Genomic DNA, 26,516 nt, shown 5'->3' on the forward strand with positions numbered 1-26,516 from the left:
GTACTGATCTGCGCGGTCAGCGCGGCGGTGCAGCCTGGGTCAGTTGGAGTCCGTGGTCACCAATCGGGTCAGCGCACCCTGCGACGGGCGCTGCCGCACCCGCTGCGGCCACCAGAACCACTTGCCCATCAATGCCGCGATGGCTGGCGTCATGAACGCCCGGATCACCAGGGTGTCGAACATCAGGCCCATCCCGATGGTGGTGCCGATCTGGGCCACCACGATCATCTCGGAGGCCATCATCGACATCATCGTGAACGCGAACACCAGTCCGGCCGCGGTCACCACCGAACCGGTTCCGCCCATCGCGCGGATGATCCCGGTGTTGATGCCGGCGTGGACCTCCTCCTTCAACCGGGCCACCAACAACAGGTTGTAGTCCGCGCCGACGGCCAACAGGATGATCACCGCCATGGCCATCACCATGAAGTGCAGTTCGATGCCAATGAGGTGCTGCCACACCAACACTGATACGCCGAACGAAGCGCCCAGCGACACCAGCACGGTGCCCACGATGACCCCGGCTGCCACCAGGCTCTTGGTGATCAACAGCATGATGATGAAGATCAAACAGATCGCGGAGATGCCGGCGATCAGCAGGTCGTAGTTGTTGCCCTCTTGCATGTCCTTGAACGCCGCCGCGGTGCCGGCCACCTGGATCTTCGAGCCCTCTAGCGGAGTGCCCTTGATGGCCTCCTTGGCGGCCAGCTTGATGCCGTCGATGATCTTGATACCGTCGGGCGTCAGCGGGTCACCATCGTGAGAGATGATGAACCGCACGGACTTTCCGTCGGGGGAGATGAAGCTCTCCATCCCGCGCTTGAAGTCCTTGTTGTCGAAGATGTCCGGCGGCAGGTAGAACGTGTCGTCGTTCTTGGCGTCGTTGAACGCCTTGGTCATGGCCGTCTGATTCTCCTGCGAGGCGGCCATCTGATCCTGCAGACCCTTCTGGGTCTGGTACATCGTCAGCATCGTGTTGCGCATCTTGCGCATGGTCTCGATCTGCGTCGGCAGCAGCCGGACCATCTCCGGCATCAACGCACTGAGCCGGTCCATGTCGGGCAGCATGGCGACCATCTGCTGGGTCATGGTGTCGGTGCCGTCGAGCGCATCCATCATCGAGCGCATGGTGTGACACACCGGAATGTTGAAGCAGTGCGGTTCCCAATACAGGTAGTTGCGCAGCGGGCGGATGAAGTCGTCGAAATCGGCGAGGTGATCCCGTAGCTCGACCAGGTTGTCGGCCATGACGTGGGTCTTGCCGACCATGCTCTGGGTGGTCGCGGCCATCTGCGTCATCAACTCGACCATGCGGTCCATGGTGTGGATGGTGTTCTGCATGTCGTCGGCCTGCACCAGCATGTCGTCGATGCGGTCCATCTGGTACTTGCGGTTCATGTCCATCAACAGACCGCTCTGCCCCATCTGCGCGGGGATCGTGCTGTACTCCAGCGGTTCGCCCTCGGGGCGGGTGATCGACTGCACCTCGCCGATGCCCGGCACCCGGAACACCTCCTTGGCGATCTTCTCGATCACCAGGAAGTCGGCGGGGTTGCGCAAATCGCGGTCGGTCTCGATCAGCAGCAACTCCGGGTTCATCCGGGCCGCCGAGAAGTGCCGTTCGGCCGCGGCGAAGCCCTCCTGCGCGGGCAGGTCCGTCGGCAGGTAATTGCGGTCGTTGTAGTTGGTCTGATAGCCGGGCAGGGTCAGCAGCCCGACCAGCGACAGCGCGATCGTCGCCAGCAGCACCGGGCCGGGCCACCGCACCACGACCGTGCCGATCCGCCGCCACATCCGGATGCGCATGGCGCGGCGGGGCTCGAGGATCTTGCCGAACCGGGTGGCCACGGCGACCATGGCCGGCCCCAGCGTCAACGCGGTGGCCACGACCATGACCATGCCGACGAACATCGGGATGCCCAGGGTCTGGAAATAGGGGAGCCGGGTGAAACTCAGGCACAGCATGGCCCCGGCGATGGTCATACCGGAGGCCAGCACCACGTGTGCGGTGCCGTGGAACATGTCGTAATAGGCCGCCTCGCGGTCCATGCCGACGGTGCGGGCCTCCTGATATCGCCCAAACAGGAAGATCGCGTAGTCGGTGGCGGCCGCGACCGCCAGCGTCACCAACAGCTGGGTCGCGAACGTCGATAGGCCGATCAGGTCGTGATAGCCCAGGAACGCCACCACGCCCCGGGCCGAGGACAGGCTCAGCACCACCACGACCAGGGCCAGCACCGTCGTGATGATCGACCGGTACACCAGCATCAACATCGTGATGATGACGACGAAGATGACCGCCTCGATGACCCGCACGGAGCGGTCCCCGGAGACCTGCTGATCGTTGGCCAGCGCCGAGCCGCCGGTGACGTAGACCGTGAGGCCCGGCGGCGGCTCGAGACCCTCGACGAGTTCGGTGACCGCCTGCACCGACTCGTTGGCCAGCGCCTCGCCCATGTTGCCGGCCAGATACACCTGGACGTAGGTGGCCTTGCCGTCGGGGCTCTGCGCGCCGGCCTCGGTCAGGGGGTCGCCCCAGAAGTCCTGGACGTGCTCGACGTGCTCGGTGTCGGCCTCGAGCTTGTCGATCATGTCGTTGTAGAAGTGGTGCGACGCGTCGTCGAGCTGATCGTCGTGCTCGAGCACGATCATCGCCGAGCTGTCGGACTTGAACTCCTCGAAAACCTCGCCGACCCGCTTCATCGCGACCACCGACGGCGCGTCGTCCGGGCTCATCGACACCGAGCGCATCTGCCCGACGACCTCGAGCTGGGGCACCGTCATGTTCAGCAGCGCGACGAAGCCGATCCAGCCGATGATGACCGGGACGGCGAAGACGCGGAGCCACTTGGCGAGCCCGCGGCGCTTTTCGTGCTCGGGCGGGGGCGGGGCGCCCGGGGGCCGCTGGCCGAGCCGGGGATCAGTGTGCTCATGCGGGCATCACTGCGTCACAAAGCTCGCGCTAGTGCCGGTATCGGCCATCAGAAAAAACCACCCGTGGTCGGTCGGGGAATCGCATACGCGAGTCCGGCACTTCCGGATCTGTTAGTGCGACTAGTAAACCAGACGGCAGCCCGGTTTGGTCACCTCGGTATGCCGAGGGTCGGCAGGTCCGGCGCGGCGGGCATCCACCGGATTGCCGTCGGCAGCGGGGTCAGCTTACTCGTGACCCGCGGTCAATCGGCTTCGACGTCGGCGTCCGGTGGGGCGTCGCGACCCCGCCGCCAGGAGCGGTAGCCGCTGCGGGCCGCGAAGACTCCGACGACGGCCATCACGCACCACACCGCGATGGCCGTGTACGCCAGCGGTGCGGACAGGTCGCCGATGGAGGCGCCCAGGGCGGTGTAGACGAATGCCCGCGGCGCCGATCCGATGAACGCCCCGACCGCCATCTGCCACACCGGCACGCCGAAGGCGCCGAACCCGTAGGAGGCCAGCGCATCGGAGACGCCGGGAATGAAGCGCTGCCCGACCACCGCCCACAGGCCGCGCCGCTCGATCTGGGCGTCGAGCCGGTCGGCGCGCTCGTCGCCCAGCAGCACTCGGGCGCTGTCCCGGCCGGCCCGGCGCCCGCCGAGGCTGGCGGCGATCGCGGTGCCCACCGTCGCGCCCAGCGTGACGAACGTGCCCAGCACCGGCCCGAAGAGGAAGCCGCTGCCGGCGGCCAGGATGGGTCCCGGCACGAGGATCGCCCCGAGCAACGCGGAGATCACGACGTAGACCAGGGGCGCGGCCGGCCCGGTGGCGGCGATGAACCCGCGCACCGCCTCGACGTCGATCACCCGCTGTACCGCGACCAGATAGAACAGGGTCAGCAGGAAGGCCGCGAACGCCAGCAGGCGCAGCGCGTGGCGGCGGCGTGCGCCAGGGTGTGGTTCGGCGGGGTCGGCGATCATTGCGCCGACGGGCGTGCCGTCGCGTTGAACTCGATCGTCACTTCGTCGGCGACCTTCATCGCGCCCAGGGCCATCGAGTAGGGGCGGATACCGAAGTTCTTGTGCGACACCGTGGTTACGGAGCTCAGTTGTGATTGTCCGGTCACTTCGAGTGCGACGTCGGTGGGGCGGGAGACACCGTGCAGGGTGAGCGGACCGCTCAATAGGTAACCGGTGTCGGTGCCGGTGATGGTGGCGGCGTCGAACTCGATCGTGGGAAAGCGGTTGGCATTCAACGTCTTCAGTGCGTTGCCGCGCACGATGGCCTTTTCCGGCGCGGTGAGTGGGGTGAGGCCACCCGAACCGTCGACCACTCGCAACGAGTCGACATCGATGGTCAGGTGCGCGGCGGTCGGGATCTTTCCGGCCCAATCGATCGTGATGCGCCACGAGTCCATCGCGATGCTCAGGCGGTGCCCGATCCGCGCCGCGCGACCGGTGACGCCGGTGCTCAGGGTAAGGGTGCCGTCGTTCTGGCCGAGGCTGCGGGTTGGCGTGGTCACCGGATCAACATAGGGCAGGACGGGATTGGCGACCGCCTGAGGAGGTGCCGGTTCTTGTTGTCCCACCTCACAGCGACAAACAGCGACAATTCCGGGGGAGCGGGCCCGGCGGCTGGGTCAGGGCTGGGCGACCGGGGTTCCGACGGCCAGCGTCAGCGCGCGCAGTGCCGGGATGGCGGCTTGCAGTGTCGCGACCTGGGCCGCCGGGATTTCGGCGAGCGCGGTGGACACCGTGGTCGCGACGGCATCCTCGATGGCCTCTCGGTCTGCCAGTGCGCGCGCGGTGGGGCGCAGCAGTGACACCCGCCGGTCGTGGTCGTCGGTGCGCTTGTCGACCAGGCCGCGCGCCGTCAGTGACCGCACGGCGGCGCTGACATTGCTGGTCTGCATCGACAGCGTCGCGGCGATATCGGACACGCTGCGCCCGGGCTGGTCCATCACGGTGCGCAGCACTGCCAACTCGGATGCCGGCAGTGGTTCCAGCCCAACCTGAGCGGGGCCGAACCGGCCGATCCGCCAGGACAGGTCGTGCAGCGCCACCGCGAGTTCCCGGGTCGCAGCCAGCGACGCCGTCGAGGGCCCGTCGAGAGTGTCAGCCATCTCACGATCATATAGTTATGAATCGATAGGTATGATGAGATAACTAAATCCGATGAGAAGAGACTGCATGAATTTGCGCGGGGCGACCCCGGCGACATCCTCGCCGGCCGTTTCGTTGATTTTGGTATTGGCCCTGCTCAGCGCGGTGACGCCGTTCTCGATCGACATGTACCTGTCGGCCTTTCCGCGGATGGCCGTCGATCTCGAGACGTCGGCCTCGATGGTGCAGCTGACCCTGACGACATTCCTGATCGGCCTCGCGCTCGGTCAGCTCTTCGTCGGCCAACTCTCCGATCGCCTGGGCCGGCGGCGCCCGCTGCTGGTGGGCATCGTGGTCTGCCTGGTGGCCAGCGTGCTGTGCGCCTTCAGTCCGTCCATCGAGATCCTGATCGCATTGCGCTTCGTGCAGGGCTTCGCGGGCGCCGCCGGCGTCGTCATCGCGCGGGCCGTCATCGCCGACCGCTCTCACGGCAGCCAGGCGGCCCGGCTGCTGACCGTGATGATGGTGATCGGGATTCTGGCTCCCGTCATCGCGCCGATCCTCGGCGGTCAGGTGGTCGCCGAGTTCGGCTGGCGGGCGGTCTTCCTCGCGTTGGCGGGACTCAACCTGCTGATGCTCATCGGCGCAGTGTGGCTGGTCGGCGAATCGCTGCCGCCGGAGCTGCGTCGCCCGGCCGGCGTGAAAGCCTTTGCCCGCAGCGCCGTCTCGGTGTTGAGCAACCGGTTCTTCCTCGGCTACGCGCTGTGCCTGGGCTTCGCCTCGGCGGCGGTGTTCTCCTACATTTCCGGCTCGCCCTTTGTGCTGCAGAACATCCTGGGTTTCTCGCCGCGCGCCTATTCGCTGACCTTCGGCGCCTGCGCGCTGGCCGTGGCGTTCTCCGGTGTGCTCTCGGCACGGCTGGCCACGAGCATCTCGCCGCGTCGGCTGCTGCAGTGCGGGGTCTCGGCCATGGTGGTGGTGGGGGCGCTGATGCTGCTGAACGTGACCGTCGGCGGCGTGCTGCCGTGGGCCACCATCGCGCTGATGGCCGGCTTCATGGCGACCATCGGTTTCACCTTTGCCAACGCCACCGCGCTGGCGCTCAGCGAGGTCCGCTATGCCGCCGGAACGGGTTCGGCGGTCCTGGGCTTCGTCCAGTACAGCCTCGGCGCCACGGTCTCACCGCTGATCGGCCTGGCCGGCGACGCCAACGCGCTACCGATGGGTGCGATGATGCTGACCGCGGCGGCGCTGTCGGCGACGGCCCTGTTCGTGCTCACCCGCGGACATCGGCCATTCCGTGAAACCTCCTCGGCCGCAGCCGAAACCCCTACTCCTGCAGCAGCAGCGCTTGCCACGAGTCGGTGAGCGTCGCCAGGCTGATGCCGCGGTCGGCCTCCCAGCCGCGCTCGAGCCAGCGCTAGGGCGGGCTAGCGGATGGACAGCCCGGTCACCGCACGCGCGATCACCAGGCGTTGAATCTCGCTGGTGCCCTCGAAGATCGTGAAGATCTTGGCGTCGCGGTGCATCCGCTCCACCGGGTAGTCCCGGGTGTAGCCGTTGCCGCCGAGGATCTGGATCGCCTCGTCGGTGACGTACACCGCGGTCTCGCTCGCCACCAGCTTGGCCATCGAACCCTCGGCGGCCTCGAACGCCACGTTGTTGCGGGCCATCCAGCCGGCCCGCCAGACCAGCAGTCGTGCGGCGTCGACCCGGGTCTTCATGTCGGCCAGCTTGAAGGCCACCGCCTGGAATTCACCGATCTTGCGGCCGAACTGTTCACGTTGGCACGCATAGTCCAGCGCGTACTCGTAGGCGGCGCGCGCGACACCGACCGCCATGGCGCCGACCGAGGGCCGGGTGCGTTCGAACGTCTGCATCGCCGCCTGCCCGCGGGTCGAGGCGCCCGATCGGACCCGGGCGATGCGCTCTTCGAACTTCTCCCGGCCGCCGAGGATCATCTCCTCGGGCAGCCGCACGTTGTCGAGGACCACCTCGGCGGTGTGCGACGCGCGGATGCCGTGCTTCTTGAACTTCTGCCCCTGGGAAAAGCCGTGGGTGTCGGGACCGATGACGAAGGTCGCCTGCCCGCGGGTCCCGAGTTCGGGGTAGACGGAGGCCACCACGATGTGCACATTGGCGATGCCGCCGTTGGTGGCCCAGGTCTTGGTGCCGTTGAGCACCCACTCGCGGGTGGCCTCGTCGAATCGGGCCCGGGTCCGGATGCTGCCGACGTCGGAGCCGGCGTCGGGTTCTGACGAGCAGAACGCGCCCAGCTTCGGGTCACCCGGAGTGCCGAACATCTCCGGCAGCCACTGGCCGATCTGTTCGGGAGTTCCGCTGCCGGCCAGCGCCGCGGCGGCCAAACCGGTGCCCAGGATCGACAACGCAATGCCGGCGTCACCCCAGAACAGCTCCTCGAACACCGTCAGCATGCCCAGCCCGCTGGGTTCGACGGACTGCTGGGCGAACAATTCGGGGGAGTACAAGCCGATCTTGGCGGCCTCCTGGATGATCGGCCACGGAGTTTCCTCCCGCTCGTCCCACTCCGCGGCCGCGGGCCGCACCACCTCGGCCGCGAACTGGTGCACCCAGTCGCGCACCTCTATCACGTCGTCGCTCAGCTGCAATGAGAAGGTCATCTGGTTCTCCTGGACCCTGGTGCGGTGCTTGGCAGTCGCATGGCAATGTTCGGCAAAGTGGAGCAGCCCAGCATGGCATGCCCGCCCAACGAGCGACCGCCGGCATGCGGTGCGAACCTACTGACTCACCGCGGACCGGAGCAAGGCGGCCTCCGGCGAGTCGACCCAATCCGGCTTGCGCCCACAGCTTCGACTCCGGCCCCGTGGTCGGCGGGCAAACGCGGTCCCGATCGGCGGGCGGGCCCGGCGACCACGATCGACGGTGGTTGCTGCACGGGAGAGTCCGGCCGACGCGGGTTTTGGCCGATTGCCGACGGCGCCAGTCGTGGCTGCGACGGCCGCACCCGTCCCGGCACTCATCGGTTTTCCGCGCGGCTGGGGCAGATCTTTAGCGGCGATATGTTATCGGGGATTCGGGACGGCCGCAGCGGGACGGGGCGCGCCACCACGGGACTGCGCGCACGCCCGTCAGGTTCGATGGGCTTCGCTGGGGCCGGTGCGCACCCGAAGCCCGGTCGGATACCACGGCCGTCCCGCGCCGAGTCGAAAGACCCTGTGAAAGACGATGTTTCGGTAGTATCCGCCAATGTTACTGCGGCGGTGAATAACTGGGTGAACGCCCGGTTCCGATAGCCACCGTTCGACCCCGGCGGCATAGGTCGACGGCGGTACGGCGGCGTCCCGCCCCCGGCGGGCGAGCGGGTCAGCTGATGGTGAATCCGCATCGTCGACGCCGCGCGGCGTACTTGCAGCGTCGGCGGCAGCTGGACCTGCGGTGGGCGGCGCGGCATTGCTGAGAGCCGGTGTGCGGCGGGGGGGCCGGGAGGCCAAACCCGGTGAACTGGGCGATAACTGACTTCTTTGCCACGGATGCGCTATCGGCGCCGTTGCTCGGCGGGTGGTGACCCCATCCAGCGAATGATTCAAATCGCAATCAATCGGCGTGCCGGCGCTTTCCTGGGCGACCGCATGCGGAATTCGGCGACACCATTCCGGTGCTGCGAAATGGCAGGCAGGGCGGGCCCTGCTCAGGTCAAACCCCGAGGTGACGGCTGGTCCAGGCGACGGTGCAGCGTGACGGATTGAATGGCCAGGTCCGTGACGGATGGGCGCACAACCCGAGTTTTCGGATCGGGTCCACCGAAATTTTGCTAACCCGACTAATAGTCGCTGGTAATGCATTACGATCCGAAATCGCATGGGGAACGTGCCGATTCAGGCCAAGCCAGTGTGCGACGTCGGTCGCGTTCTCCGAAGCGCCGCATGTTTGCGGTGATCGCCGCGGGCTAATCCGCGGCGCGCACCGATGTGGGGCGGCACGGGTCGGGCGTGTCGAGGTCGGGCGTTGTCGCATGTGTGGCGACGCCGGCGAGGCACCCATGGGGCATCAGAGGAAGAGGGGCTCTGAGATTTTCAGGATTCTCAAGCAGGTGTGGATTCCACTGGTCATCGGGGTGGTGATAACTGCAGGAGGCTTTACCGTTTCGCGGTTGCACGGGGTCTTCGGCACCGATAACCGCCCCAGCTATACCGGCACCGAACGCGAGGAACGACGACCCCACGACCCTAAACACTTGGTGTACGAGGTGTTCGGCCCACCGGGGGCGGTCGCGGACATCAGCTACTTCGATGCCGATGCCGATCCGCAACACATCAAGGACGCGGCCCTGCCGTGGACGCTGGACTTTCCGATCACGGAGGCGACCGCCATGGGGAACGTCACCGCGCAGGGCGACAGTGACACGATCGGATGCCGTATCAGCGTGGGCGACGAAATCAGGGACGAAAAGGTCCGGCACGGGGTAAGCGCGTTCACCTTTTGCGTGCTGAAGGCCGCATGAGTCAGGTCAGCGAACCCGTCACAGAGCCGTTGCCAGTCACCCACCGTCCGTCCTGGATGGCGCGGCTGATCCGGCGGCTGGCCGTGCCGATCATCCTGGGCTGGTTGGCGATCGCCGTGATCTTGAGTGTCAGCGTTCCCTCGCTCGAACAGGTCGAGAAAGAGAATGCGGTCGCGATGGACCTCTCTGCCGCACCGTCGTTCCGGGCCATGCAACGCATGGGTGAGCTGTTCGCCGAAACCAACTCGAACGCGGTGGCGATGATCGTGTTGGAGGGCGACCAGCCCCTCGGCGACGAAGCACACGCCTATTACGACGAGATCGTTCGGCAGCTGCAAACCGATGAACACGTGCAACACGTCCAGGACTTCTGGGGCGATCCGATTACCCAGGCCGCCGCCCAGAGCGTCGACGGCAAGGCCGCGTATGTGCAGCTGACCCTGACCGGAAACGACGAGATCTCGGCGATCGAATCCGTGCGTGCGGTACGCGAACTCGTCGACGCGACGCCGCCGATACCGGGAGTCCAGGCCCACGTCACCGGCCCCGCCGCGTTCGCCGCGGATCTGGGACCCGCCGGCAACAGGACGGTCATGCTCGTCACGTCGCTGAGCTTCACGGTGATATTCGTGATGCTCCTGCTGGTCTACCGATCGGTCATCGCGGTCGTTCTGATGCTGGTGATCGTCGCGATCGAACTGATCGTGGCCCGCGGATTCGTCGCGTTACTCGGCGATCTGGGATTCATCGGGGTCACCACGTTCGTCGTCAATCTGCTGGTGGCGCTGGCCATCGCGGCCGGAACGGATTACGGAATATTCTTCACCGGGCGCTATCAGGAGGCGCGTCAGGCCGGCGAAGACAAGCAGACGGCGTTCTACACCAGCTTCCGCAGCGTCGCGAAGGTGGTGGTGGGTTCCGGTTTGACCATCGCCGGGGCGGTGCTCTGTCTGCACTTCACCCGGCTTCCGGTCTATCAAACGCTGGGTGTTGCGACGGCGATCGGCATGGTCGTCGCGGTGGTGGTGGCGGTGACGCTGGTGCCGGCGGTGATCGCCGTCGGCAGTCGCATGGGGTTGTTCGAGCCCAAGCGGAAGATCATGGCCCGGCGGTGGCGGCGAGTGGGCACTGCCGTGGTGCGTTGGCCCGCGCCCATTCTCGCCGCGACTTGCGCGGTCACCTTGGTCGGACTCTTGGCGCTGCCGGCATACCAGGCCAGTTACAACGATCAGAAGTTCATTCCGCAGGACATCCCGGCCAACGTGGGTTATGCCGCCGCGGCGCGCCACTTTCCGCAGTCGCTGATGATGGCACCGGACATTCTGCTGATCGAAGCCGATCACGACATGCGGAACCCGGCGGACTTCCTGGTGCTGAACAAACTGGCCAAGGCCGTACAGGCGGTTCCGGGAGTCTCTCGGGTGCAGGCCGTCACGCGTCCCGGCGGGGAACCGCTGAAGCACACCACGATTCCGTTCATTCTGAGTATGAGCAACGCCTCCCAGTCCGTGCTGATGCCGTTCCAGAAGAATCGAATGGACGACCTGCTGGTGCAAGCCGACGACATCACCAAGACCATCGAAACCATGAAGCGCATGCAGTCGGTGACCGAGCAGATGGTCAGCACCACTTCCGAGATGGTCGACAGAACGCACGAACTGCAAGACATCACCAACGATCTCCGAGACCATGTTTCGCATTTTGACGACTTCATTCGGCCCATCCGCAATTACCTGTACTGGGAGCCGCACTGCTACAACATTCCGGTCTGCTTCGCGATCAGGTCGGTGTTCGACACCCTCGACGGAGTGGACGAGATCACGGTGAAAATGCGCGGTCTCATCGAGAACCTGGATCGCCTGGACGCGATCATGCCGCAGATGCTCGAACAGTTTCCGGTGATGATCGAGACCATGTACTCGACCCGGGCGATGCTGCTGACCATGCACAGCACCATGGCCGGAATCATGGACCAGATGGACGAGGCGACCAATAACGCCAGCGCGATGGGCCGGGCGTTCAACGCTGCCCAGAACGACGATTCCTTCTATCTGCCACCGGAGGTCTTCGAGAACGAGGACTTCAAACGGGTCATGGACATCTTCCTGTCGCCGGACGGGAAGGCCGCGCGGATGCTCATCGCGCAGCGCGGTGATCCCGCGACGCCCGAGGGAATGGCGTTGGTTGACCCGATAGAGACCGCGGCGGAGGAGGCGTTGAAGGGAACTCCGCTGCAGAACGCCCAGATCTACCTCACCGGAACCGCGGCATCGGTGAAAGACATCGTGGACGGATCCACCTACGACTTGTTGATCGCCGCCACCGCGGCGCTGTGTCTCATCTTCTGCATCATGCTGATTGTCACCCGGAGTTTCATTGCCGCCCTGGTGATCGTGGGCACGGTGGCACTGTCGCTGGGCGCGGCTTTCGGTCTGTCCGTGCTCATTTGGCAACACATTCTCGGCATCCCCTTGAACTGGGTGGTCCTGGCGATGTCCGTCATCGTCCTGTTGGCCGTGGGTTCTGACTACAACCTGTTGTTGGTGTCCCGGATGAAAGAGGAGATCGGCGCCGGCATCAACACCGGCATCATCCGGGCCATGGGGGGCAGCGGCAAGGTCGTGACGGCCGCGGGCCTGGTGTTCGCGTTCACCATGCTGGCGATGGTGGTCAGCGACCTCGTCACCATCGGACAACTGGGCGCGACGATCGGTGTGGGCCTGCTGTTCGACACCCTGGTGGTGCGGGCATTCATGACGCCGTCGATCGCCGCCCTGCTGGGGCGGTGGTTCTGGTGGCCGCAACGGGTCCATCCCCGCCCCGTCAGTGCGGCCCGACGGACCGGCGCCCGCCCGCTGGTGCGCTCCCTCCTGCAGAAGGAAGAGCGCTGATCATATTGAACGCGTTGACCTTCCGCACGTTGACGGCCACATGAGCAATCGGCCGTCCTACATAGCTCGGACAATCCACCGGCTGGCGGTGCCGATCATCCTCGGCTGGCTGGTGGTCGTCGCCATTGCGACCTTCGCCGTACCGTCGTTGGAACGCGTCGGTGCGGAGAACTCGGTCTCGCTGAGTCCCCAAGGCGCACCGGCGTTCCAGGCGATGAAGCGCATGGGTGAGGTGTTCGAGGAGTCCGACTCCGACAGCGTGGCGATGATCGTGCTCGAAGGTGAGCAACCCCTGGGCGACGAGGCGCACCGCTATTACGACGATCTGATTCGTCAGTTGCGTGCCGACACCGTCCACGTCCAGCACGTCCAGGATTACTGGGGGGATCTGCTCACGGCGTCGGGGGTGGCCAGCGCCGACGGGTTGGGCGCCTATGTGCAGCTGAATCTCGCCGGCAACCAAGGCGAGGCGCTGGCCAACAAGTCTGTGGCGGCCGTCCGAGGCATCGTGGACCGGACGCCGCCGCCACCGGGTGTCAGCGTCTATGTCACCGGTCCGGCGCCGTTGGTGACGGACATGAACCACGCCGGCGACAACTCGATCATCAAGATCACCGCCGTCACCCTGGTCGTGATCTTCGCGATGCTGTTCTTCTTCTACCGCTCGATCGTCACGGTCGTTCTCCTGCTCGCCATGATGGGGATCCAGGTACAGGCCGCCCGGGGTGTGGTGGCATTCCTCGGTGATGAAGGCCTCATCGGACTTTCGACATTTGCGGTGAACCTGCTGGTTTCGTTGACCATCGCGGTCGGCACCGACTACTGCATATTCTTCACCGGGCGCTATCAGGAGGCCCGTCAGGCCGGTGCGGATCCGGAGACGGCCTACCACACCACCTACCGCAGTGTTGCGAAGGTGGTTGTCGGTTCCGGTCTGACGATCGCCGGGGCGATCTTCTGCCTGAGCTTCGCCCGGTTGCCCTACTTCCAGACCATGGGTGTGCCCACCGCGGTGGGGATGGTCGTGGCGATCGTGGTGGCCGTCACGCTGATCCCGGCGGCCCTTGCCGTGGGCGGTCGGTTCGGGCTCTTCGAACCCAAGCGGACGCTGATGTTCCGCCGGTGGCGGCGAATAGGAACGGTGGTCACTCGGTGGCCCGTGCCAGTTCTGGTCGCGGCGTGCGCCATTGCGTTCATCGGGATATTGGCGCTGCCCGGATATCAGACCAGCTACGACGACCGGCTGTATGTGCCACAGGACATCCCGGCCAACGTGGGGTACGCGGCGTCGGAGCGGCACTTTCCGGAGTCTCGAATGATGCCGGACATTCTGATGATCGAAGCCGACCACGACATGCGCAACCCGACTGATTTCCTGGTGCTCCACAAACTGGCCAGGAATGTCTTCGCGGTTCCGGGCATCGCCACCGTGCAGAGCATCACCCGACCCGAGGGCACCCCCATCGAACGCACGTCGATACCCTTTCAGATCAGCCTGCAAAGCGCCGGCCTGATGCAAGTGCTCCCGTTCGGCAAGGAGCGCATCAACGACATGCTCAAGCAGGCCGAAGGCCTGTCAACGATGATCGGCCAGATGGAGCGCACCTATCGGCTGATGAGTCAGATGTCCGAGATCACCGCCGAGACTGTCGTCATCAACCGGGAGATCGCAGAGGTCACCGACACCCTGCGGGACCACATCGCGGATTTCGACGACTTCTTCCGGCCCATTCGCAATTACTTGTACTGGGAGTCGCACTGCGAGAACATTCCGATCTGCCACGGCGTCCGGTCCATCTTTCATGCGCTCGACGTGGCCGATGAGATCAGCGATTCGATGCGCGAGATTCTCTGGCGGGTGGAGCGGATGTCGGCCTACCAGCAGCAGTTGGTGACCCTCTTCCCGCCGATGATCGAGACCATGAAGTCGATGCGCTTCATGATGCTGACCATGTACAGCACGATGTCGGGAATGTTCGCGATCATCGACGACTCGACCGCGAACGCCAGCGCGATGGGTCAGGTTTATGACGACGCCCAAAACGACGACTCCTTTTATCTGCCACCGGAGGTCTTCGACAACGAGGACTTCAAACGCGCCATGGGCCTGTTCTTCTCGCCGGACGGTAAGGCGGTGCGGCTGATCCTCACGCACCGAGGAGATCCCGGGACTCCGGAGGGCATCTCGCGCGTCGATGCCGTGCGGACCGCGGCCGAGGAGGCGTTGAAGGTGACACCGCTGGAGAACGCCACGATCTACCTCGCCGGCACCGCAGCGACTTTCAAGGATCTGCAGGAGGGCTCCACCTACGATCTGTTGATCGCCGGGGTGGCCGCGCTGTGCCTCATCTTGAGCATCATGTTGATCATGACGCGCAGTTTCATTGCCGCCCTGGTGATCGTGGGCACGGTGGCACTGTCGCTGGGCGCGGCTTTCGGTCTGTCCGTGCTCATTTGGCAGCACATTCTCGGCATCGAACTGCACTGGCTGGTGCTGGCGATGTCGTTGATCGTGCTGTTGGCGGTGGGTGCTGATTACAACCTGTTGTTGGTGTCCCGGATGAAGGAGGAGATCGGCGCCGGGTTGAACACGGGCATCATCCGGGCCATGGGGGGCAGCGGCAAGGTCGTGACGGCCGCGGGCCTGGTGTTCGCGTTCACCATGTTGTCAATGGTGGCCAGCGATTTGCGCATCATTGGACAGGTGGGTTCCACGATCGGGTTGGGGCTGTTGTTCGACACGTTGGTGGTGCGCGCGTTCATGACCCCCTCGATTGCCGCGCTGCTGGGGCGGTGGTTCTGGTGGCCGCTGCGAGTGCACCCGCGGCCTGCCAGCGTGCGCCCGGCCGACCGACGCCCGTTGGTCACCCAAGGAGGGTGAGTAGTGCTTCGCCGGTTGCAGATTCAGCAAAGCCCAGGTGCGATCGGAAACGCCCGTTTAGAGTCGCTACGTCGGGATCGGTTGTTAGGGAGGAGTCTGTCCATGATCCAACTGTCATTGACCCGAGTGGCCGCCGCCGTCGGCGGACTCGTGTTGTCGTTGGCCGCCGGCGCCGGGGTCGCGTCCGCAGCGCCGGATTTGGGCCCCGCGATCGACACCACCTGTAGCTACCCGCAGCTGGTTTCGGCGCTCAATGCGCAGGACCCGCAAGTGGGCAAGGCATTCAGTCAAATGCCGATGCTGCAGAACGGTTTGCGCAACTTCATCGCGGCGGGACCGCAGAAGCGCGCGGAGGTGGCCCAGCACGTGGCGGCGGCCCCCGCATTTCAGCCCTACCTGGGCACGATCGAGCAGGCCTTCGTCACCTGCCACAACTTCTGAGCGGGCCGTCCTCTCGCCGCCGGGACGAGGATTAGTCGACCACGCCGGTCAGGCCGAAATCGTCCAGGGTGTGCGCGGCCACCGCACGCAACGCGGCCTTGGTGTTCGTCGCGCCCGGTTGGTAGGCGCCGACGCTGAGGAAGATCTTGCCGTTGATGCGCCCCGACAGCACCATCATCCGGCCGCCGATCCGGTCGAGGAGCTGTCGCGACTCGCGTTGCCCTGTCCCCCTTGCATTGCCGTACTCGACGATGGTCCCGTCGGGGCAGCCGATCGCCGTGTGGAGATCGCCGAGGTAAGAACAAAACACGGACTGATCGGGATCGGCGGGCATCTTGGCGACCATCCGTTTCATCGCGCGCTCCGGCATGAATGACGACAGCCACAGGAGTTGCTTGGACTCGTCGGGCGTCTCCTTCATGGTCCGCAACGTTTTCTTGATGGCTGCCCGGATGTCGGCGAGCTCCTTGGTCAGCGGCGCCGGGTCGACGCTGACCCGGGTATACGACAGGGCCATCGCACGGGTGTCGTCCTCGGTACGGTCGCTGATGGGGATCTGTAGGGTTACGGCGCCGTCCTCGGCCCGTAGCCGCCCGATGCGCTCGCCGAGTTTCGCGGCGAAGGCCGCGGCCAGCGTGTGACTGCCGCCGCCAAGGGCTTCCGCGCGGGCGTCCCACTGATCCAGGTAGACGTAAATCGTGATCATCGGCACGAGGACGGTGTCGTCGCCGCCCACCGTGGCGACCGGTGCGGCGCTGCGTGACGCCGGTGCACGGCCCTTCGTCCGCTGCTCCCGGGCCTGTTTCCGGGCCAGCTTCGCCGCCGTGGCCACCGCCCGGATCGCCTCGGGCACGTCCCGGACCGTCTGCCGGGCATCCGCACCGAGGGCGCGCAGCTTGGTGCGCGACAACGGCGGCGGGTAGCCGAGATCGCGCGACTTGCCCAGGGCCGCTTCGGCAATCACCAGGGCGAGGCCGAGTCCGTCGATCAGGTTGTGCGAAAGTACCAGGCTGATTGCGGTCGACCCGTCGTCCAGCGGTTGGAGGCCGAGGTGCCACCCCGGTCCCGCTTGCGGGTCGATCGGTAGTTGCGAGCGTTCATCGACCCAGTCGCTGAACTCGGCCCGCGGACGGGGCCCCGCAGCGATGTCGAATTCCGTCGGCCGTCGATCGGCGACCCAGCGATGGCGGGCGATCGGCAACGCCGGGCGCTCGATGCGTCGGCCCAACAAGCCCTGACTGAGGTGTTGGTGAAAGCGGTGCACCCCATCGAGATCCACGCGATGCTCATAGCGCCACGTCACCTGGATGACCACCGCCATGCCCGCGGCGCGATGCTCGGCCAACAGGGCTTCATCGGCCGGCGCGAGATAGTTGTCCAGTCGCGCAACTGGTTCGGAACCGCGACGCCTACTCAGGGATTCGCGCGCACGACTCATCCGCCCAGGCACCACTAGCCTCCTTCATCGCCGAACAGTTCGATAGCCTAATCACTGCATCGCGAGGTTTTGGCGAAATCTGGGTCCTTTGCCTGGATCTGCCGAATCCGATCCGTCGCTCGATGCCAACCAGGGCCGGGCCCAACCGCTTTGACTTTGCGACTTTCGACCGGATCACCGTGGGGATGCTCCATGATGTCTACGTGGACAGCAGCACCGGCGACATTGCGAACATGCCCCGCGGCGGGCCGGACGCGTCCTGGCTGGACCGGCGGTTGCAAACCAACCGGCTGGAGTACCTGGACCGCGACGACGTCGACGTGCTGAAGCGCAAGGTCATGGCTGCGCTCGACCGCGCTGGGCGGCGACGGTGGATCGGAATTCATGAGAAGTGTGCCCGGATGGTGCTCCGCGAGGTCGCCGAGGTACCCGCGCCGAAGATCCTCGAACTCGGTGCGGGTCTCGGTGGGCTGTCACACAAGCTGCTGCAGATGCACCCTACGGCGCAGGTGACGGTCACCGACATCGACCCCACGTTTGTCGCCGGAATGGCCGACGGTGACCTCGGCCGTCATCCGCGAGCGACCGTGCGAGAGCTGGACGCGACCGAGATCGATTTCCCGGCGGGCCATTTCGATCTTGCGGTGTTTGCCCTGTCGCTGCACCACCTGCCGCCGGGACTTGCCGCCCGCGTGTTCGACGCGGGAACCCGGGCCGCCGAGAAGCTGCTGATCGTCGATCTCCCTAGGCCACCGGCGCCGATCCACCTGGGGTTGTTGGCGGTGGTGCTGCCGCTGACCAAGCTCTCGCCGCTGCAACACGACGGCTTCATCAGCTCGCTGCGCGCCTACAGCCCGTCGGCGCTGCGCGCGCTCGCGCGGCATGCCGACCCGGCCATCACCGTCGAGTTCCGCAGCCGACGAGGCTTGGGGCCGACGGTGGCGGTGGCCACCCGCGGCGCACCCGCATCCTGATCAGGCGATGTGAAAGATGGTTTCGACCGCCACCGCGATGCCGCCGGCCGCGGTGACGATCGCGAGGGTCACCCAGTCGGCGAGTTTCGGGCGCGCCGGCGCCGCGGACAGCTGACCGGTGCCGCCGCGGGCGGTGATGGCGTCACCGATCTCATCGGCGCGCCGCAGGGTCATGGCCAGGGCCGCGGCGACCAAGTCGATCAGATCTTGGGCCTGGGCTCGGCGCGCCGTTCGCTCCGGCGGTATCGACTTGGACCGCAGTCGATACGCCGCGTAGAGCACCTGGAATTCCTCGATCAACATGGGGAATGCGCGCAGCCCGAGCGCCAGCGCCACCGCCCACTCGTCGACCGGCATCCGCACCAGCCTGAGCGGTCGGGCCAAGGTCGTCAACGCGGGAACGACCTCGGCGACATTGGTGGTCCAGGACACCAGCGCCGCGAGCCCGAACAGCGCGAAAACCAGTGCGATGGCCTGCACAAAGCGCAGCGCACCACCGAATCCGACACTGACGGCGCCGAACTCGATCACCGGCTGGCCGCCGGCCAGCGCCGTGAACACGAACGCCACGGCGAACAACATCCACACCCGAGGGGGCCGGGACGGCACGGCGCCGCGCGGAATGTGGGCGATGCGGACCGCCACCAGCACCAGGGCCCAGCCCAGCGCGATGGTCACCCACCCGGGGTAGAACCACAGCAGCACCGAAAAACCGAAGACCACCAGGAGTTTGGTGCCCGCCCACAGCTCGTGGATGGGCGAGCTGCCCGGCACCGGGACCAGTAACAGTCCCCGACGGGGAGCGCGGCGGGCGGGCGCGGGGGCGGGCGTCGGCGCGGTGGTCATGGTGTGCTCTCCGCCGGGGTCGAAATCGGTTCCAGCAGTCCATCGCGCAGCCGCACGGTCCGCGGACAAACGTCCCGGAGCCCGGCGGCGTCCTGCGACAGCGCCACCACCGTCAGAGCCCGGTCGCGGCGCAGCGCGGCCAGCAACTGCACCAGGTCGCGTTGGGCGCCGCTGTCCAGGTTCGCCAGCGGTTCGTCGAGGATCAGCGCACGCGGCGAACGCGCCAGCAATCCGGCCAACACCACGCGCCGCATCTGACCCCCGCTGAGCTCGTCGATGCGCCGATCCGCCAGCTCGGGGTCCAGTCCGACCGACTCCAACGCCGCGGCCACCCGGGCCTCGTCGTGCTGCGAGAAGCGCGCTGCGGAGGCCACTTCAAGGCCGACGTGGCTGCGCATCAGCTGCAACCGCGCGGCCTGGAAGGACAGGCCCACGGCGCCGACGTTCTGGTCGGCGGGCTTGCCGTCGATGAGGCAGACACCGCTGGTGGGGCTCGTCAGGCCGGCCATGATCCACGCCAGGGTGGACTTACCCGAGCCGTTGCCGCCGTGGATCAGGACCCCGTCGCCGTGTGCCACGACGAAGTCGATGCCGCGCAGGACGGTCTTGGCCCACGGGGTGCGACTGCTGTACTCGTGGCCCACACCCGCGAGTTCGAGCACCGGAGTGCGACTGCTGTCAACGGGCGTGCGAGGCGAATTCGGCGCCGGCGCTCGGACCGGGTAGTCGGAGTCGATGGTCCTCGGCGCAGCGCCGAGGTCGATCGTGCGGTCCGCGGAGGCCGCGGCCTCGGCGTCGTGGGTGATGTGCACGAGCGCGGTGCGGTACCGCTTGGTCACCCCGGCGAGCACGCGCAGCAGGGCATCGCGACCCGATTGGTCGACCATCGCGGTGACTTCGTCCGCGATCAGCAGGGCCGGTTTCCGAGCCAGTGCCGCGGCCAGCGCCAGGCGCTGCAGTTCCGAGCCGGACAGGCTGTTGGTCTCGTGTTCCGCGAGGTCCGCCAGGCCGACATCGCCGAGCAACCGGCCGATGTCGACATCGGCTCCCGGCGGTAGCCCCCACACGACATCGTCGATGACCCGGGTGCCCAGCACCTGACTCTTCGCATGCTGCAGCACAACTGCGGTGCCGCCCAACTGGCCCAGGCCGACCGCGCCGGGGCGGCGCACCGCTCCCGAGGTCGGCTCTCTGCCGGCCAGAATCAACATCAACGTCGACTTGCCGGAACCGTTGGCGCCGGTGATGGCGACATGTTCGCCGGCCTCGATGCCCAAGCTGATCTCGTCGAGGGCGTCGCTTTCGGCACCCGGATACCGAAAACTCACCTTGTCGAACCGCACCGGTACCGGCGCGATTACAGATTCGCGGGCCCCGGTGGCGGCGGCAGTCAGCTTGTGCACCGCGGGGGTGCCGTCGCGCACGCGCTCCAACACCCGGGACAGCACCGACCAAGCGACGACGCACGCGAACACGAACGACACGGTGAGATAGCCGAGAAACAGCAGTGCCCAGTGCTGCAGTCCCTCGGCGACGTAGAGCTGCAACGCGGCGGCGGGGCCCGGCAGGTGCACCCATGTCAGCACGGTGGCGATCCCGTTCGCCGTCGCGGTCACCACGCCGAACATCAAGTGCCGCAACTGAGTCGACACCGCGAAGATCCCCACCCAGCACGCGGCGACGACGACCCCGGTGAGTAGGGACAGCACAAGCAGCGTGGGTATGCCCCGGCCCTGGCGTTTGACGTACCCGGTCAATCCGCCGACGCAGGCACAGTTCACAATCGCCAGCAAACCCCCGACGCCGGCGATCAGAAAGGTGATCACCCCGGCGGCAACCGTCGCGGCGACCACCGCGCGCAGGCGGTACCGGCTGGCGAGAAGCGCGGGCAGCGCCACACCCAGAATCCCCAACGACTGGGTGAGCGGGATTATCACGGCGATGATCACGATGACCGCGGAGAGTGCTCCGATGACCGCAGCATGTGCCAGTTCGTTCGGTCGAAGCGGGCCTCCCTCGTGAAGTCGATGGGAGGCAGCAGTCATTTCGGCAATTCTGCCAGACCACCCACCGTATGTTCATGGAACGGTTCGCACCGAATCCCGCCTGAGATGTGCGTGAATGGTGTGACGAGAAGCTGTGTTGCAGAAGATGATGAAGGGCGACGCGATGTCATCAACTCCCGAACCGCCGGGGCCGGTCGGCGTCCGGATCGGCGTGCGATGACCGGGGGTACGCAGCTATACGAACAGTCCGAGTTCCCGATCTTCCAGAACCGGATGTACGAGTCGGCTCTCGCGGCGCGCGCGTGTCCCCGTGGCGATATTCGTCTGGTCCAGGACGGCACCAGCGGCCTCGTGCGCAACACGGCGTTCCGCCCCGAATTGATGACGTATGACGCGACATATCAGAACGAACAGGCTCATAGCTCGGTGTTCAAGACGCACCTCGACCGCGTCGCCACCATCGTCATGCGGTACCTGGGTACCGACCGGCTGGTCGAAGTCGGTTGCGGTAAGGCGTATTTCCTCGAGCTGCTGCAGTCGCACGGGTGCTCCGTCACGGGCTTCGACCCGACCTATGAGGGTGCCAATCCCGCTGTCCATCGGCACCATTTCGGCGCCGGCGCGACCGTCGCGGCCGACGGGATCGTCCTGCGGCACGTGCTCGAGCACATCGAGGACCCGTTTGGTTTCCTCCAGAGTTTGCGGGACGCCAACGGGGGTGGACTGATCTACATCGAGGTCCCGTGCTTCGACTGGATCCTGCGTGCCAGAGCGTGGTTCGACATCTTCTATGAGCATGTCAACTATTTCCGGCTCCGGGACTTCGCGAGGATGTTCGGCCGGGTGGTGGACGGTGGACGTCTGTTCGCGGATCAATACCTATACGTCGTCGCCGACCTCGCCACCTTGCGAGCGCCGGTCGCCGATCCCGGGGACCGGGTGGACTTTCCGGCGGACTTCCTTGCTACCGCAACCAGTTCGCCCGCGGCCGCGCTGAACGGTTCGACAACGGTGTGGGGCGCGGCCTCCAAGGGTGTCATCTATTCGCTGCTGCGGGAACGCAGCGGCCATCCGGTGCATGGCCTCGTCGACATCAATCCCGCCAAACACGGCAAGTTTGTGTCCGCCACCGGCCTGCGCGTGATGTCTCCCGGGGAGGCGATGGCGACGCTCGCGCCGGGGTCGGACATCTGCGTGATGAACTCCAATTACCTGGCGGAGGTTCGCACCATCACGCGCGATCGGTTCAATTTGATCGGAGTGGACCATGAGTGACTTCGACGACGAAGTCCAGCACCGCATCGACGCGATGGCGCACGACGACCGGCTGCACGCCGATGCCGCTGAATTCATGCGGAGCTCGCTGTTGGCGAAGTATTCCTACAATTTCTCCTGGCTGTCGCGGCCGATCATCCAGTACCCCCAGGACATGGTCGCCATGCAGGAGTTGATTTGGCGCGTGCGGCCCGACCTGATCATCGAGACCGGCATCGCCCACGGCGGGTCACTGATCTTCAGCGCCTCCATGCTGGCCCTGCTGGACCTGGCCGACGCCGTCGAGGCGGGCGCGATGCTCGACCCAGCCCAGTCCCAGCGCACTGTGTTGGGAATTGACATCGATATCCGCGCGCACAATCGGGCGGCCATCGAGGCGCACCCGTTGGCGTCGCGCATTCAGATGATCGAGGGCTCGAGCCTCTCGCCCGCGGTGGTGACGGAGGTCCACGCCATCGCGGCCCGCCACGAACGGGTGCTGGTGTGTTTGGACAGCAACCACACCCACGGACACGTGCTGGCGGAGCTGCAGGCGTACGCGCCGCTGACCTCGATCGGCAGCTATTGCGTGGTGTTCGACACCATCGTCGAGGACATGCCGGCCGACATGTTTGCCGACCGTCCGTGGGCCCCCGGCGACAACCCGAAGACCGCGGTGTGCGAGTTCCTCGCGGGCCATGCCGAATTCGCCATCGACCGGAGTGTCGAGGACAAGCTGCAGATCACGGTAGCGCCGGCCGGTTATCTGAGAAGGGTCGAGTGAGCGCGAGACTGCTTCCGGCGCTGCATCTCACGACTCGAGTCCGGCGAAGTCGGCACCCAGCAACGGGTGGGTCAGATCGCGAGGCGAAACGTTCTGTGGCGGCAACGGCCAGGGCAGGGCCAGCCGTGGGTCGTCGTGACGGAGCCCGCCCTCGGCGGACGGGTGATAGCAGGCGGTGACGAGGTAAAGCAGTTCGCTTTCCGGCTCCAAGGCCTGGAATCCGTGCGCGAAACCCTCCGGGACGACCAGCATCTGCCCGTCGTCCGGCGACAATTCCTGGGCGTGCCACCGTAGGAAAGTGGGGGACCCCGCCCGCAGGTCCACCGCGACGTCCCAGATCCGGCCGCGCACACACCGGACCATCTTGGTTTCGGCGTGCGGTGCCCGTTGGAAGTGCAGGCCGCGCACCGTGCCGGCCTGTCCGGTCCGGGAATGGTTGATCTGCACGATCTCGCGACGTCCCAGCACGGGCTGTAGTTCCCGCGCGCAGAACAGGCGGGCAAAAGCGCCGCGGGCATCCCGATGCGGCACGGACTGCACGATCTTCACGTCGGCGATGGACGTATCGAGGATGTTCATCCGGTCGCCCACGCCAAACCCGAGTGGGCGGCATCGGCGACGTAAGCGCTCAGTTGATCGGCGCTCGGCACTTCACCGACTTCGATGAACCGGCGGTACCACTGGGCCGTGTGCTGGAGCGTGTGTTCAAAGCCCCAGACCGGGTGCCAACCCAGCCGCATCTTGGCGCGGGCAATGTCGAGCTGCAACAATCCCGCCTCGTGCGGTTCCGGGCCGGTTGCCAGCTGCCAGCGAAGCTGCGGCCACGTCAGCGCCAGCTCCCGCAGCACCTCCTCGACCGTATGGTTGCCCTCCCCATCGGGGCCGAAGTTCCAGGCATCCGCGCAGGCGGCGTCGCCGTCGAGCAACCGCCGGCCCAACAGCAGGTACCCGCTGAGGCAATCCAGCACGTGTTGCCAGGGACGGGTGGCCCGCGGGGCGCGAATGACCAGTGGCCGGCCGGCAAGAATCGACCGGGCCAGGTCGGGAATCAGTCGGTCCTCGGACCAGTCGCCACCGCCGACCACGTTGCCGGCCCGAGCTGTGGCGAGCAGCGGAGCCGACGGGTGCTGTAGAAACGCTGCTCGATAGCTCGCGGCCACGAACTCGACGCCGGCCTTGGAGGCACTGTAGGGATCGTGTCCGCCCAAGGGGTCACGTTCTCGGTAGGGCCACCACCATTCGCGATTCTCATAACACTTGTCGCTCGTCACGACCACCACGGCACGCACCTGTGGGGTATGGCGAACGGACTCGATCACATGCGCCGCCCCCATCACATTGGTGGCCCACGTGGTCACCGGCTCCCGATAGGACCGGCGAACCAAAGGCTGGGCGGCCAAATGAAATACCACCTCCGGCTGTTCGGTGGTGACGAGGTCGCGAACCGCCGCCTCATCGCGAACGTCGATGCGATGATCCCTGATGGGCAGCTGCAACTGTGTCCAGTGGCTCGACTCCGACGGCGGGTCCAAACCCAGCCCGATGACGTCGGCGCCGAGCATGTGCAGCCACAGGCACAACCAGCTACCTTTGAAGCCGGTGTGGCCGGTGACCAAGACCCGGCGGCCACGATAAGCGCCCCCGAATGCGTTCAACACCAGCACTTCCAGGGTGCGTCGCCGCTGTTCCACAGATCTTCGAGCAGGTTCTTGTCTCGAAGCGTGTCCATGGCTTGCCAGAATCCGGAGTGTTGGAAGGCCATCATCTCGCCGTCGGCGGCGAGCTGATTCAGGGGCCGGCCCTCCCACGGGGTGTGGTCGCCGTCGATGTAATCGAGTACCGCCGGGGACAGGACGAAGAACCCGCCGTTGATGAATCCACCGTCGCCGGGCGGCTTCTCGACGAAACGGGTCACCCGGTTGGCCGCGCATTCCATGGCCCCGTACCGTCCCGGCGGAAGTACCGCGGTGACCGTGGCATGTCGCCCGTGCCGACGGTGGAATTCGATGCTGGCGCCGATGTCCACGTCGCTGAGTCCATCACCGTAGGTGAAGCAGAAGGCGTCATCGTCCTGGATGTAGCCGGCCACGCGTTTGAGACGCCCACCGGTCAGGGTCTCGTCGCCGGTGTCCACGAGCGTGACCCGCCACGGTTCCGCATGGTGTCGATGCACTTCCATCTTGTTGTTGGACATGTCGAAGGTGACGTCCGACATGTGCAGAAAATAGTTGGCGAAATATTCTTTGATGGCGTAACCCTTATATCCACAGCACACGACGAAGTCATCGATGCCGTGATGCGAATACAGTTTCATGATGTGCCAGAGGATCGGCCGTCCGCCGATCTCCACCATGGGCTTGGGGCGGATCGTCGTCTCCTCCCGGAGGCGGCTACCCAGACCACCCGCCAGTAAGACGGCTTTCATTCGACCCGCCCCGACCGGGATCCGGGTGACCCCGACCTACCCTTGGGCCGATCCGCCAGGCCGGCGGTGTATTTCGAATCGCCACCGACCATGACGGTCGCATGCCCGAAAACCTCGACCGGAATATTGCGGGAGAACGTCTGGTCGAGGTGGCGCAGCAGCAGGAATGAACCGAGCCGTTCGCCCAGGAAACCCACCGCCCGGATCTGGAATCTGTTGTATTTCTCGAGGCGCCGGCCGAACCGGGTCAGAAAATGCCGGCCGACGATCTCGACCTTGGACAAATTCTCCACCAGCCAGGATTTCGGATAGATCCCGAGCTCGATACCGCCCGGGATGAAATGCTTGGCGGCCAGGAAATCGGCCGCGGACCGCGAGTTCAACACACCGATCTCGGCGGCAAGCGACGCGTAGTCGAGAATGTCTTGGCGGTGATGAACGGTCGCGTAGTTACCGAGGATGGTGTTTCTGATGTAAAGCGGTTGCGCAAGCAAGAATTCGAGGCCGGGTGCGGGGGCAACCTGTGCGAGTTCGCCCACCTTGTCGAAGTCCTCGAGGCACAACTCCCGCATGGTCGGATAGACGTGGGACTCCCGTCCCTCCGGTGCGGGCAGGGTCCTTTTCCGGTACGAGGATATTTCGACGAGTTCGACGTCGCCGGCCAACCGCTGGATCGCGAGGGGCACGACGTACGACCCCGCGGCGCCATACGCCAGCGGGCGGGCCTGGTGCCAGAACTGATCCAGTTGTCTCACATGAAGTGCGGAATCAGGCCGATAGTCGCCGAGTGCGATGCAGTCGTCATACCAATGCTCGGGCAGCAAGGGCTTCGTGTGACTGATGCAGAATCGGTGAATCATCGGTCGTGGGCAATGGTGGATATTCGGAGATGTTGGGATCTCCGGCCGGCTGTCCTACCGGCGTTAGCGGGTGCCACGACGATGATTTCTCCCCGAGTCGTCCAGCTGCGTCAGAAGTCGAGCGTATCAAGGCAATTCGCGAACGAGCCCGAATCGCGGGGAATTGAATGGGTCGTGAAACCACCAGTGCCCCTGCGGCACCATGAATCACTTGG

General features: G+C 65.8%; 19 protein-coding genes and 1 pseudogene. 8 read left to right on the forward strand and 12 right to left on the reverse strand.

Annotated elements, in window-relative coordinates; all coding sequences use genetic code 11:
- Positions 1-39 precede the first annotated feature (39 nt).
- The 4 genes and pseudogenes from RCP80_RS09635 to RCP80_RS09650 form a co-directional block, all read right to left on the reverse strand.
- Positions 40-2,871 (reverse strand): annotated as a pseudogene (locus RCP80_RS09635) (MMPL/RND family transporter); the annotation flags it as partial.
- Positions 2,872-3,176: 305 nt separating this feature from the next.
- The gene (locus RCP80_RS09640) at positions 3,177-3,896 is read right to left on the reverse strand and encodes a TVP38/TMEM64 family protein (RefSeq protein WP_308482113.1); all 720 of its coding nucleotides are present in this window, start codon (positions 3,894-3,896) and stop codon (positions 3,177-3,179) included.
- Positions 3,893-4,438: a YceI family protein gene (locus RCP80_RS09645; protein ID WP_308482114.1), complete on the reverse strand. Its 546-nt coding sequence runs from the start codon at positions 4,436-4,438 to the stop codon at positions 3,893-3,895. Before RCP80_RS09645 ends, RCP80_RS09640 begins: the two co-directional genes overlap by 4 nt.
- A 117-nt stretch (positions 4,439-4,555) precedes the next feature.
- The gene (locus RCP80_RS09650) at positions 4,556-5,038 is read right to left on the reverse strand and encodes a MarR family winged helix-turn-helix transcriptional regulator (RefSeq protein WP_308482115.1); all 483 of its coding nucleotides are present in this window, start codon (positions 5,036-5,038) and stop codon (positions 4,556-4,558) included.
- 67 nt (positions 5,039-5,105) lie between these two features.
- Between RCP80_RS09650 and RCP80_RS09655 the strand changes: the two genes are divergently transcribed.
- On the forward strand, positions 5,106-6,386 hold the full coding sequence (locus tag RCP80_RS09655) for a multidrug effflux MFS transporter (protein WP_308482116.1): 1,281 nt from the start codon (positions 5,106-5,108) through the stop codon (positions 6,384-6,386).
- Positions 6,387-6,448: 62 nt separating this feature from the next.
- Here RCP80_RS09655 and RCP80_RS09660 read toward each other — a convergent pair whose 3' ends face one another.
- A complete protein-coding gene (locus RCP80_RS09660; protein ID WP_308482117.1) occupies positions 6,449-7,660 on the reverse strand; it encodes an acyl-CoA dehydrogenase family protein in 1,212 nt (403 codons plus the stop codon).
- 1,430 nt (positions 7,661-9,090) lie between these two features.
- On the opposite strand from RCP80_RS09660, the gene RCP80_RS09665 reads away from it, so the two are divergent.
- The 4 genes from RCP80_RS09665 (at position 9,091) to RCP80_RS09680 (ending at position 15,714) form a co-directional block, all read left to right on the forward strand.
- A complete protein-coding gene (locus tag RCP80_RS09665; protein ID WP_308482118.1) occupies positions 9,091-9,501 on the forward strand; it encodes an MmpS family transport accessory protein in 411 nt (136 codons plus the stop codon).
- A complete protein-coding gene (locus RCP80_RS09670) occupies positions 9,498-12,392 on the forward strand; it encodes an MMPL/RND family transporter (protein ID WP_308482119.1) in 2,895 nt (964 codons plus the stop codon). The genes RCP80_RS09665 and RCP80_RS09670 overlap by 4 nt, the downstream gene beginning before the upstream one ends.
- A 40-nt stretch (positions 12,393-12,432) precedes the next feature.
- On the forward strand, positions 12,433-15,273 hold the full coding sequence (locus RCP80_RS09675; protein ID WP_308482120.1) for an MMPL/RND family transporter: 2,841 nt from the start codon (positions 12,433-12,435) through the stop codon (positions 15,271-15,273).
- Positions 15,274-15,375: 102 nt separating this feature from the next.
- Positions 15,376-15,714, forward strand: a complete 339-nt coding sequence (locus RCP80_RS09680; RefSeq protein WP_308482121.1) for a hemophore-related protein — start codon at positions 15,376-15,378, stop codon at positions 15,712-15,714.
- 31 nt (positions 15,715-15,745) lie between these two features.
- On the opposite strand, the gene RCP80_RS09685 is transcribed toward RCP80_RS09680, so the two are convergent.
- Positions 15,746-17,164: a condensation domain-containing protein gene (locus RCP80_RS09685; RefSeq protein WP_308482122.1), complete on the reverse strand. Its 1,419-nt coding sequence runs from the start codon at positions 17,162-17,164 to the stop codon at positions 15,746-15,748.
- A 173-nt stretch (positions 17,165-17,337) separates the two neighbouring features.
- Between RCP80_RS09685 and RCP80_RS09690 the strand changes: the two genes are divergently transcribed.
- Positions 17,338-18,126: a class I SAM-dependent methyltransferase gene (locus RCP80_RS09690; RefSeq protein WP_308482123.1), complete on the forward strand. Its 789-nt coding sequence runs from the start codon at positions 17,338-17,340 to the stop codon at positions 18,124-18,126.
- Here RCP80_RS09690 and RCP80_RS09695 read toward each other — a convergent pair whose 3' ends face one another.
- Complete coding sequence (locus tag RCP80_RS09695) at positions 18,127-18,972, reverse strand: CbiQ family ECF transporter T component (RefSeq protein WP_308482124.1); 846 nt, start codon at positions 18,970-18,972, stop codon at positions 18,127-18,129.
- Entirely contained in the window at positions 18,969-21,017 is a 2,049-nt protein-coding gene (locus RCP80_RS09700) for an ATP-binding cassette domain-containing protein (RefSeq protein ID WP_308482125.1), read from the reverse strand. The genes RCP80_RS09695 and RCP80_RS09700 overlap by 4 nt, the downstream gene beginning before the upstream one ends.
- A 177-nt stretch (positions 21,018-21,194) precedes the next feature.
- Between RCP80_RS09700 and RCP80_RS09705 the strand changes: the two genes are divergently transcribed.
- Together RCP80_RS09705 and RCP80_RS09710 are read left to right on the forward strand one after the other, a co-directional pair.
- On the forward strand, positions 21,195-22,253 hold the full coding sequence (locus tag RCP80_RS09705) for a class I SAM-dependent methyltransferase (protein WP_308482126.1): 1,059 nt from the start codon (positions 21,195-21,197) through the stop codon (positions 22,251-22,253).
- Positions 22,246-23,016 (forward strand): cephalosporin hydroxylase family protein, encoded by a 771-nt coding sequence (locus RCP80_RS09710; protein ID WP_308482127.1) that lies wholly within the window; start codon positions 22,246-22,248, stop codon positions 23,014-23,016. The genes RCP80_RS09705 and RCP80_RS09710 overlap by 8 nt, the downstream gene beginning before the upstream one ends.
- A gap of 27 nt (positions 23,017-23,043) precedes the next feature.
- Here RCP80_RS09710 and rfbC read toward each other — a convergent pair whose 3' ends face one another.
- The 4 genes from rfbC to RCP80_RS09730 are packed head-to-tail and all read right to left on the reverse strand — an operon-like array spanning position 23,044 to position 26,196.
- The gene (gene rfbC / locus RCP80_RS09715; protein ID WP_308482128.1) at positions 23,044-23,595 is read right to left on the reverse strand and encodes a dTDP-4-dehydrorhamnose 3,5-epimerase; all 552 of its coding nucleotides are present in this window, start codon (positions 23,593-23,595) and stop codon (positions 23,044-23,046) included.
- On the reverse strand, positions 23,592-24,707 hold the full coding sequence (rfbG, locus tag RCP80_RS09720; RefSeq protein WP_308482129.1) for a CDP-glucose 4,6-dehydratase: 1,116 nt from the start codon (positions 24,705-24,707) through the stop codon (positions 23,592-23,594). Before rfbG ends, rfbC begins: the two co-directional genes overlap by 4 nt.
- Positions 24,668-25,441 carry a glucose-1-phosphate cytidylyltransferase gene (gene rfbF, locus RCP80_RS09725; RefSeq protein WP_308482130.1) on the reverse strand — a complete coding sequence of 258 codons (774 nt, stop codon included), beginning with the start codon at positions 25,439-25,441 and terminating at the stop codon, positions 24,668-24,670. The genes rfbG and rfbF overlap by 40 nt, the downstream gene beginning before the upstream one ends.
- Positions 25,438-26,196: a hypothetical protein gene (locus tag RCP80_RS09730; RefSeq protein ID WP_308482131.1), complete on the reverse strand. Its 759-nt coding sequence runs from the start codon at positions 26,194-26,196 to the stop codon at positions 25,438-25,440. The genes rfbF and RCP80_RS09730 overlap by 4 nt, the downstream gene beginning before the upstream one ends.
- Positions 26,197-26,516 lie beyond the last annotated feature (320 nt).

The sequence above is a fragment of the Mycolicibacterium sp. MU0053 genome (assembly GCF_963378095.1).
In the GTDB taxonomy this organism is placed as follows: Bacteria; Actinomycetota; Actinomycetes; order Mycobacteriales; family Mycobacteriaceae; genus Mycobacterium; species Mycobacterium burgundiense.

What these genes read in the sequence shown, in the direction of transcription:
- RCP80_RS09640 (WP_308482113.1), bottom strand. Translation starts at nt 3,896, where the DNA reads ATGATCGCCGACCCCGCCGAACCACACCCTGGCGCACGCCGCCGCCAC.
- RCP80_RS09650 (WP_308482115.1), bottom strand. Translation starts at nt 5,038, where the DNA reads ATGGCTGACACTCTCGACGGGCCCTCGACGGCGTCGCTGGCTGCGACC.
- RCP80_RS09655 (WP_308482116.1), top strand. Translation starts at nt 5,106, where the DNA reads ATGAATTTGCGCGGGGCGACCCCGGCGACATCCTCGCCGGCCGTTTCG.
- RCP80_RS09660 (WP_308482117.1), bottom strand. Translation starts at nt 7,660, where the DNA reads ATGACCTTCTCATTGCAGCTGAGCGACGACGTGATAGAGGTGCGCGAC.
- RCP80_RS09670 (WP_308482119.1), top strand. Translation starts at nt 9,498, where the DNA reads ATGAGTCAGGTCAGCGAACCCGTCACAGAGCCGTTGCCAGTCACCCAC.
- RCP80_RS09675 (WP_308482120.1), top strand. Translation starts at nt 12,433, where the DNA reads ATGAGCAATCGGCCGTCCTACATAGCTCGGACAATCCACCGGCTGGCG.
- RCP80_RS09680 (WP_308482121.1), top strand. Translation starts at nt 15,376, where the DNA reads ATGATCCAACTGTCATTGACCCGAGTGGCCGCCGCCGTCGGCGGACTC.
- RCP80_RS09690 (WP_308482123.1), top strand. Translation starts at nt 17,338, where the DNA reads ATGCTCCATGATGTCTACGTGGACAGCAGCACCGGCGACATTGCGAAC.
- RCP80_RS09695 (WP_308482124.1), bottom strand. Translation starts at nt 18,972, where the DNA reads ATGACCACCGCGCCGACGCCCGCCCCCGCGCCCGCCCGCCGCGCTCCC.
- RCP80_RS09700 (WP_308482125.1), bottom strand. Translation starts at nt 21,017, where the DNA reads ATGACTGCTGCCTCCCATCGACTTCACGAGGGAGGCCCGCTTCGACCG.
- RCP80_RS09705 (WP_308482126.1), top strand. Translation starts at nt 21,195, where the DNA reads ATGACCGGGGGTACGCAGCTATACGAACAGTCCGAGTTCCCGATCTTC.
- RCP80_RS09710 (WP_308482127.1), top strand. Translation starts at nt 22,246, where the DNA reads ATGAGTGACTTCGACGACGAAGTCCAGCACCGCATCGACGCGATGGCG.
- rfbC (WP_308482128.1), bottom strand. Translation starts at nt 23,595, where the DNA reads ATGAACATCCTCGATACGTCCATCGCCGACGTGAAGATCGTGCAGTCC.
- rfbF (WP_308482130.1), bottom strand. Translation starts at nt 25,441, where the DNA reads ATGAAAGCCGTCTTACTGGCGGGTGGTCTGGGTAGCCGCCTCCGGGAG.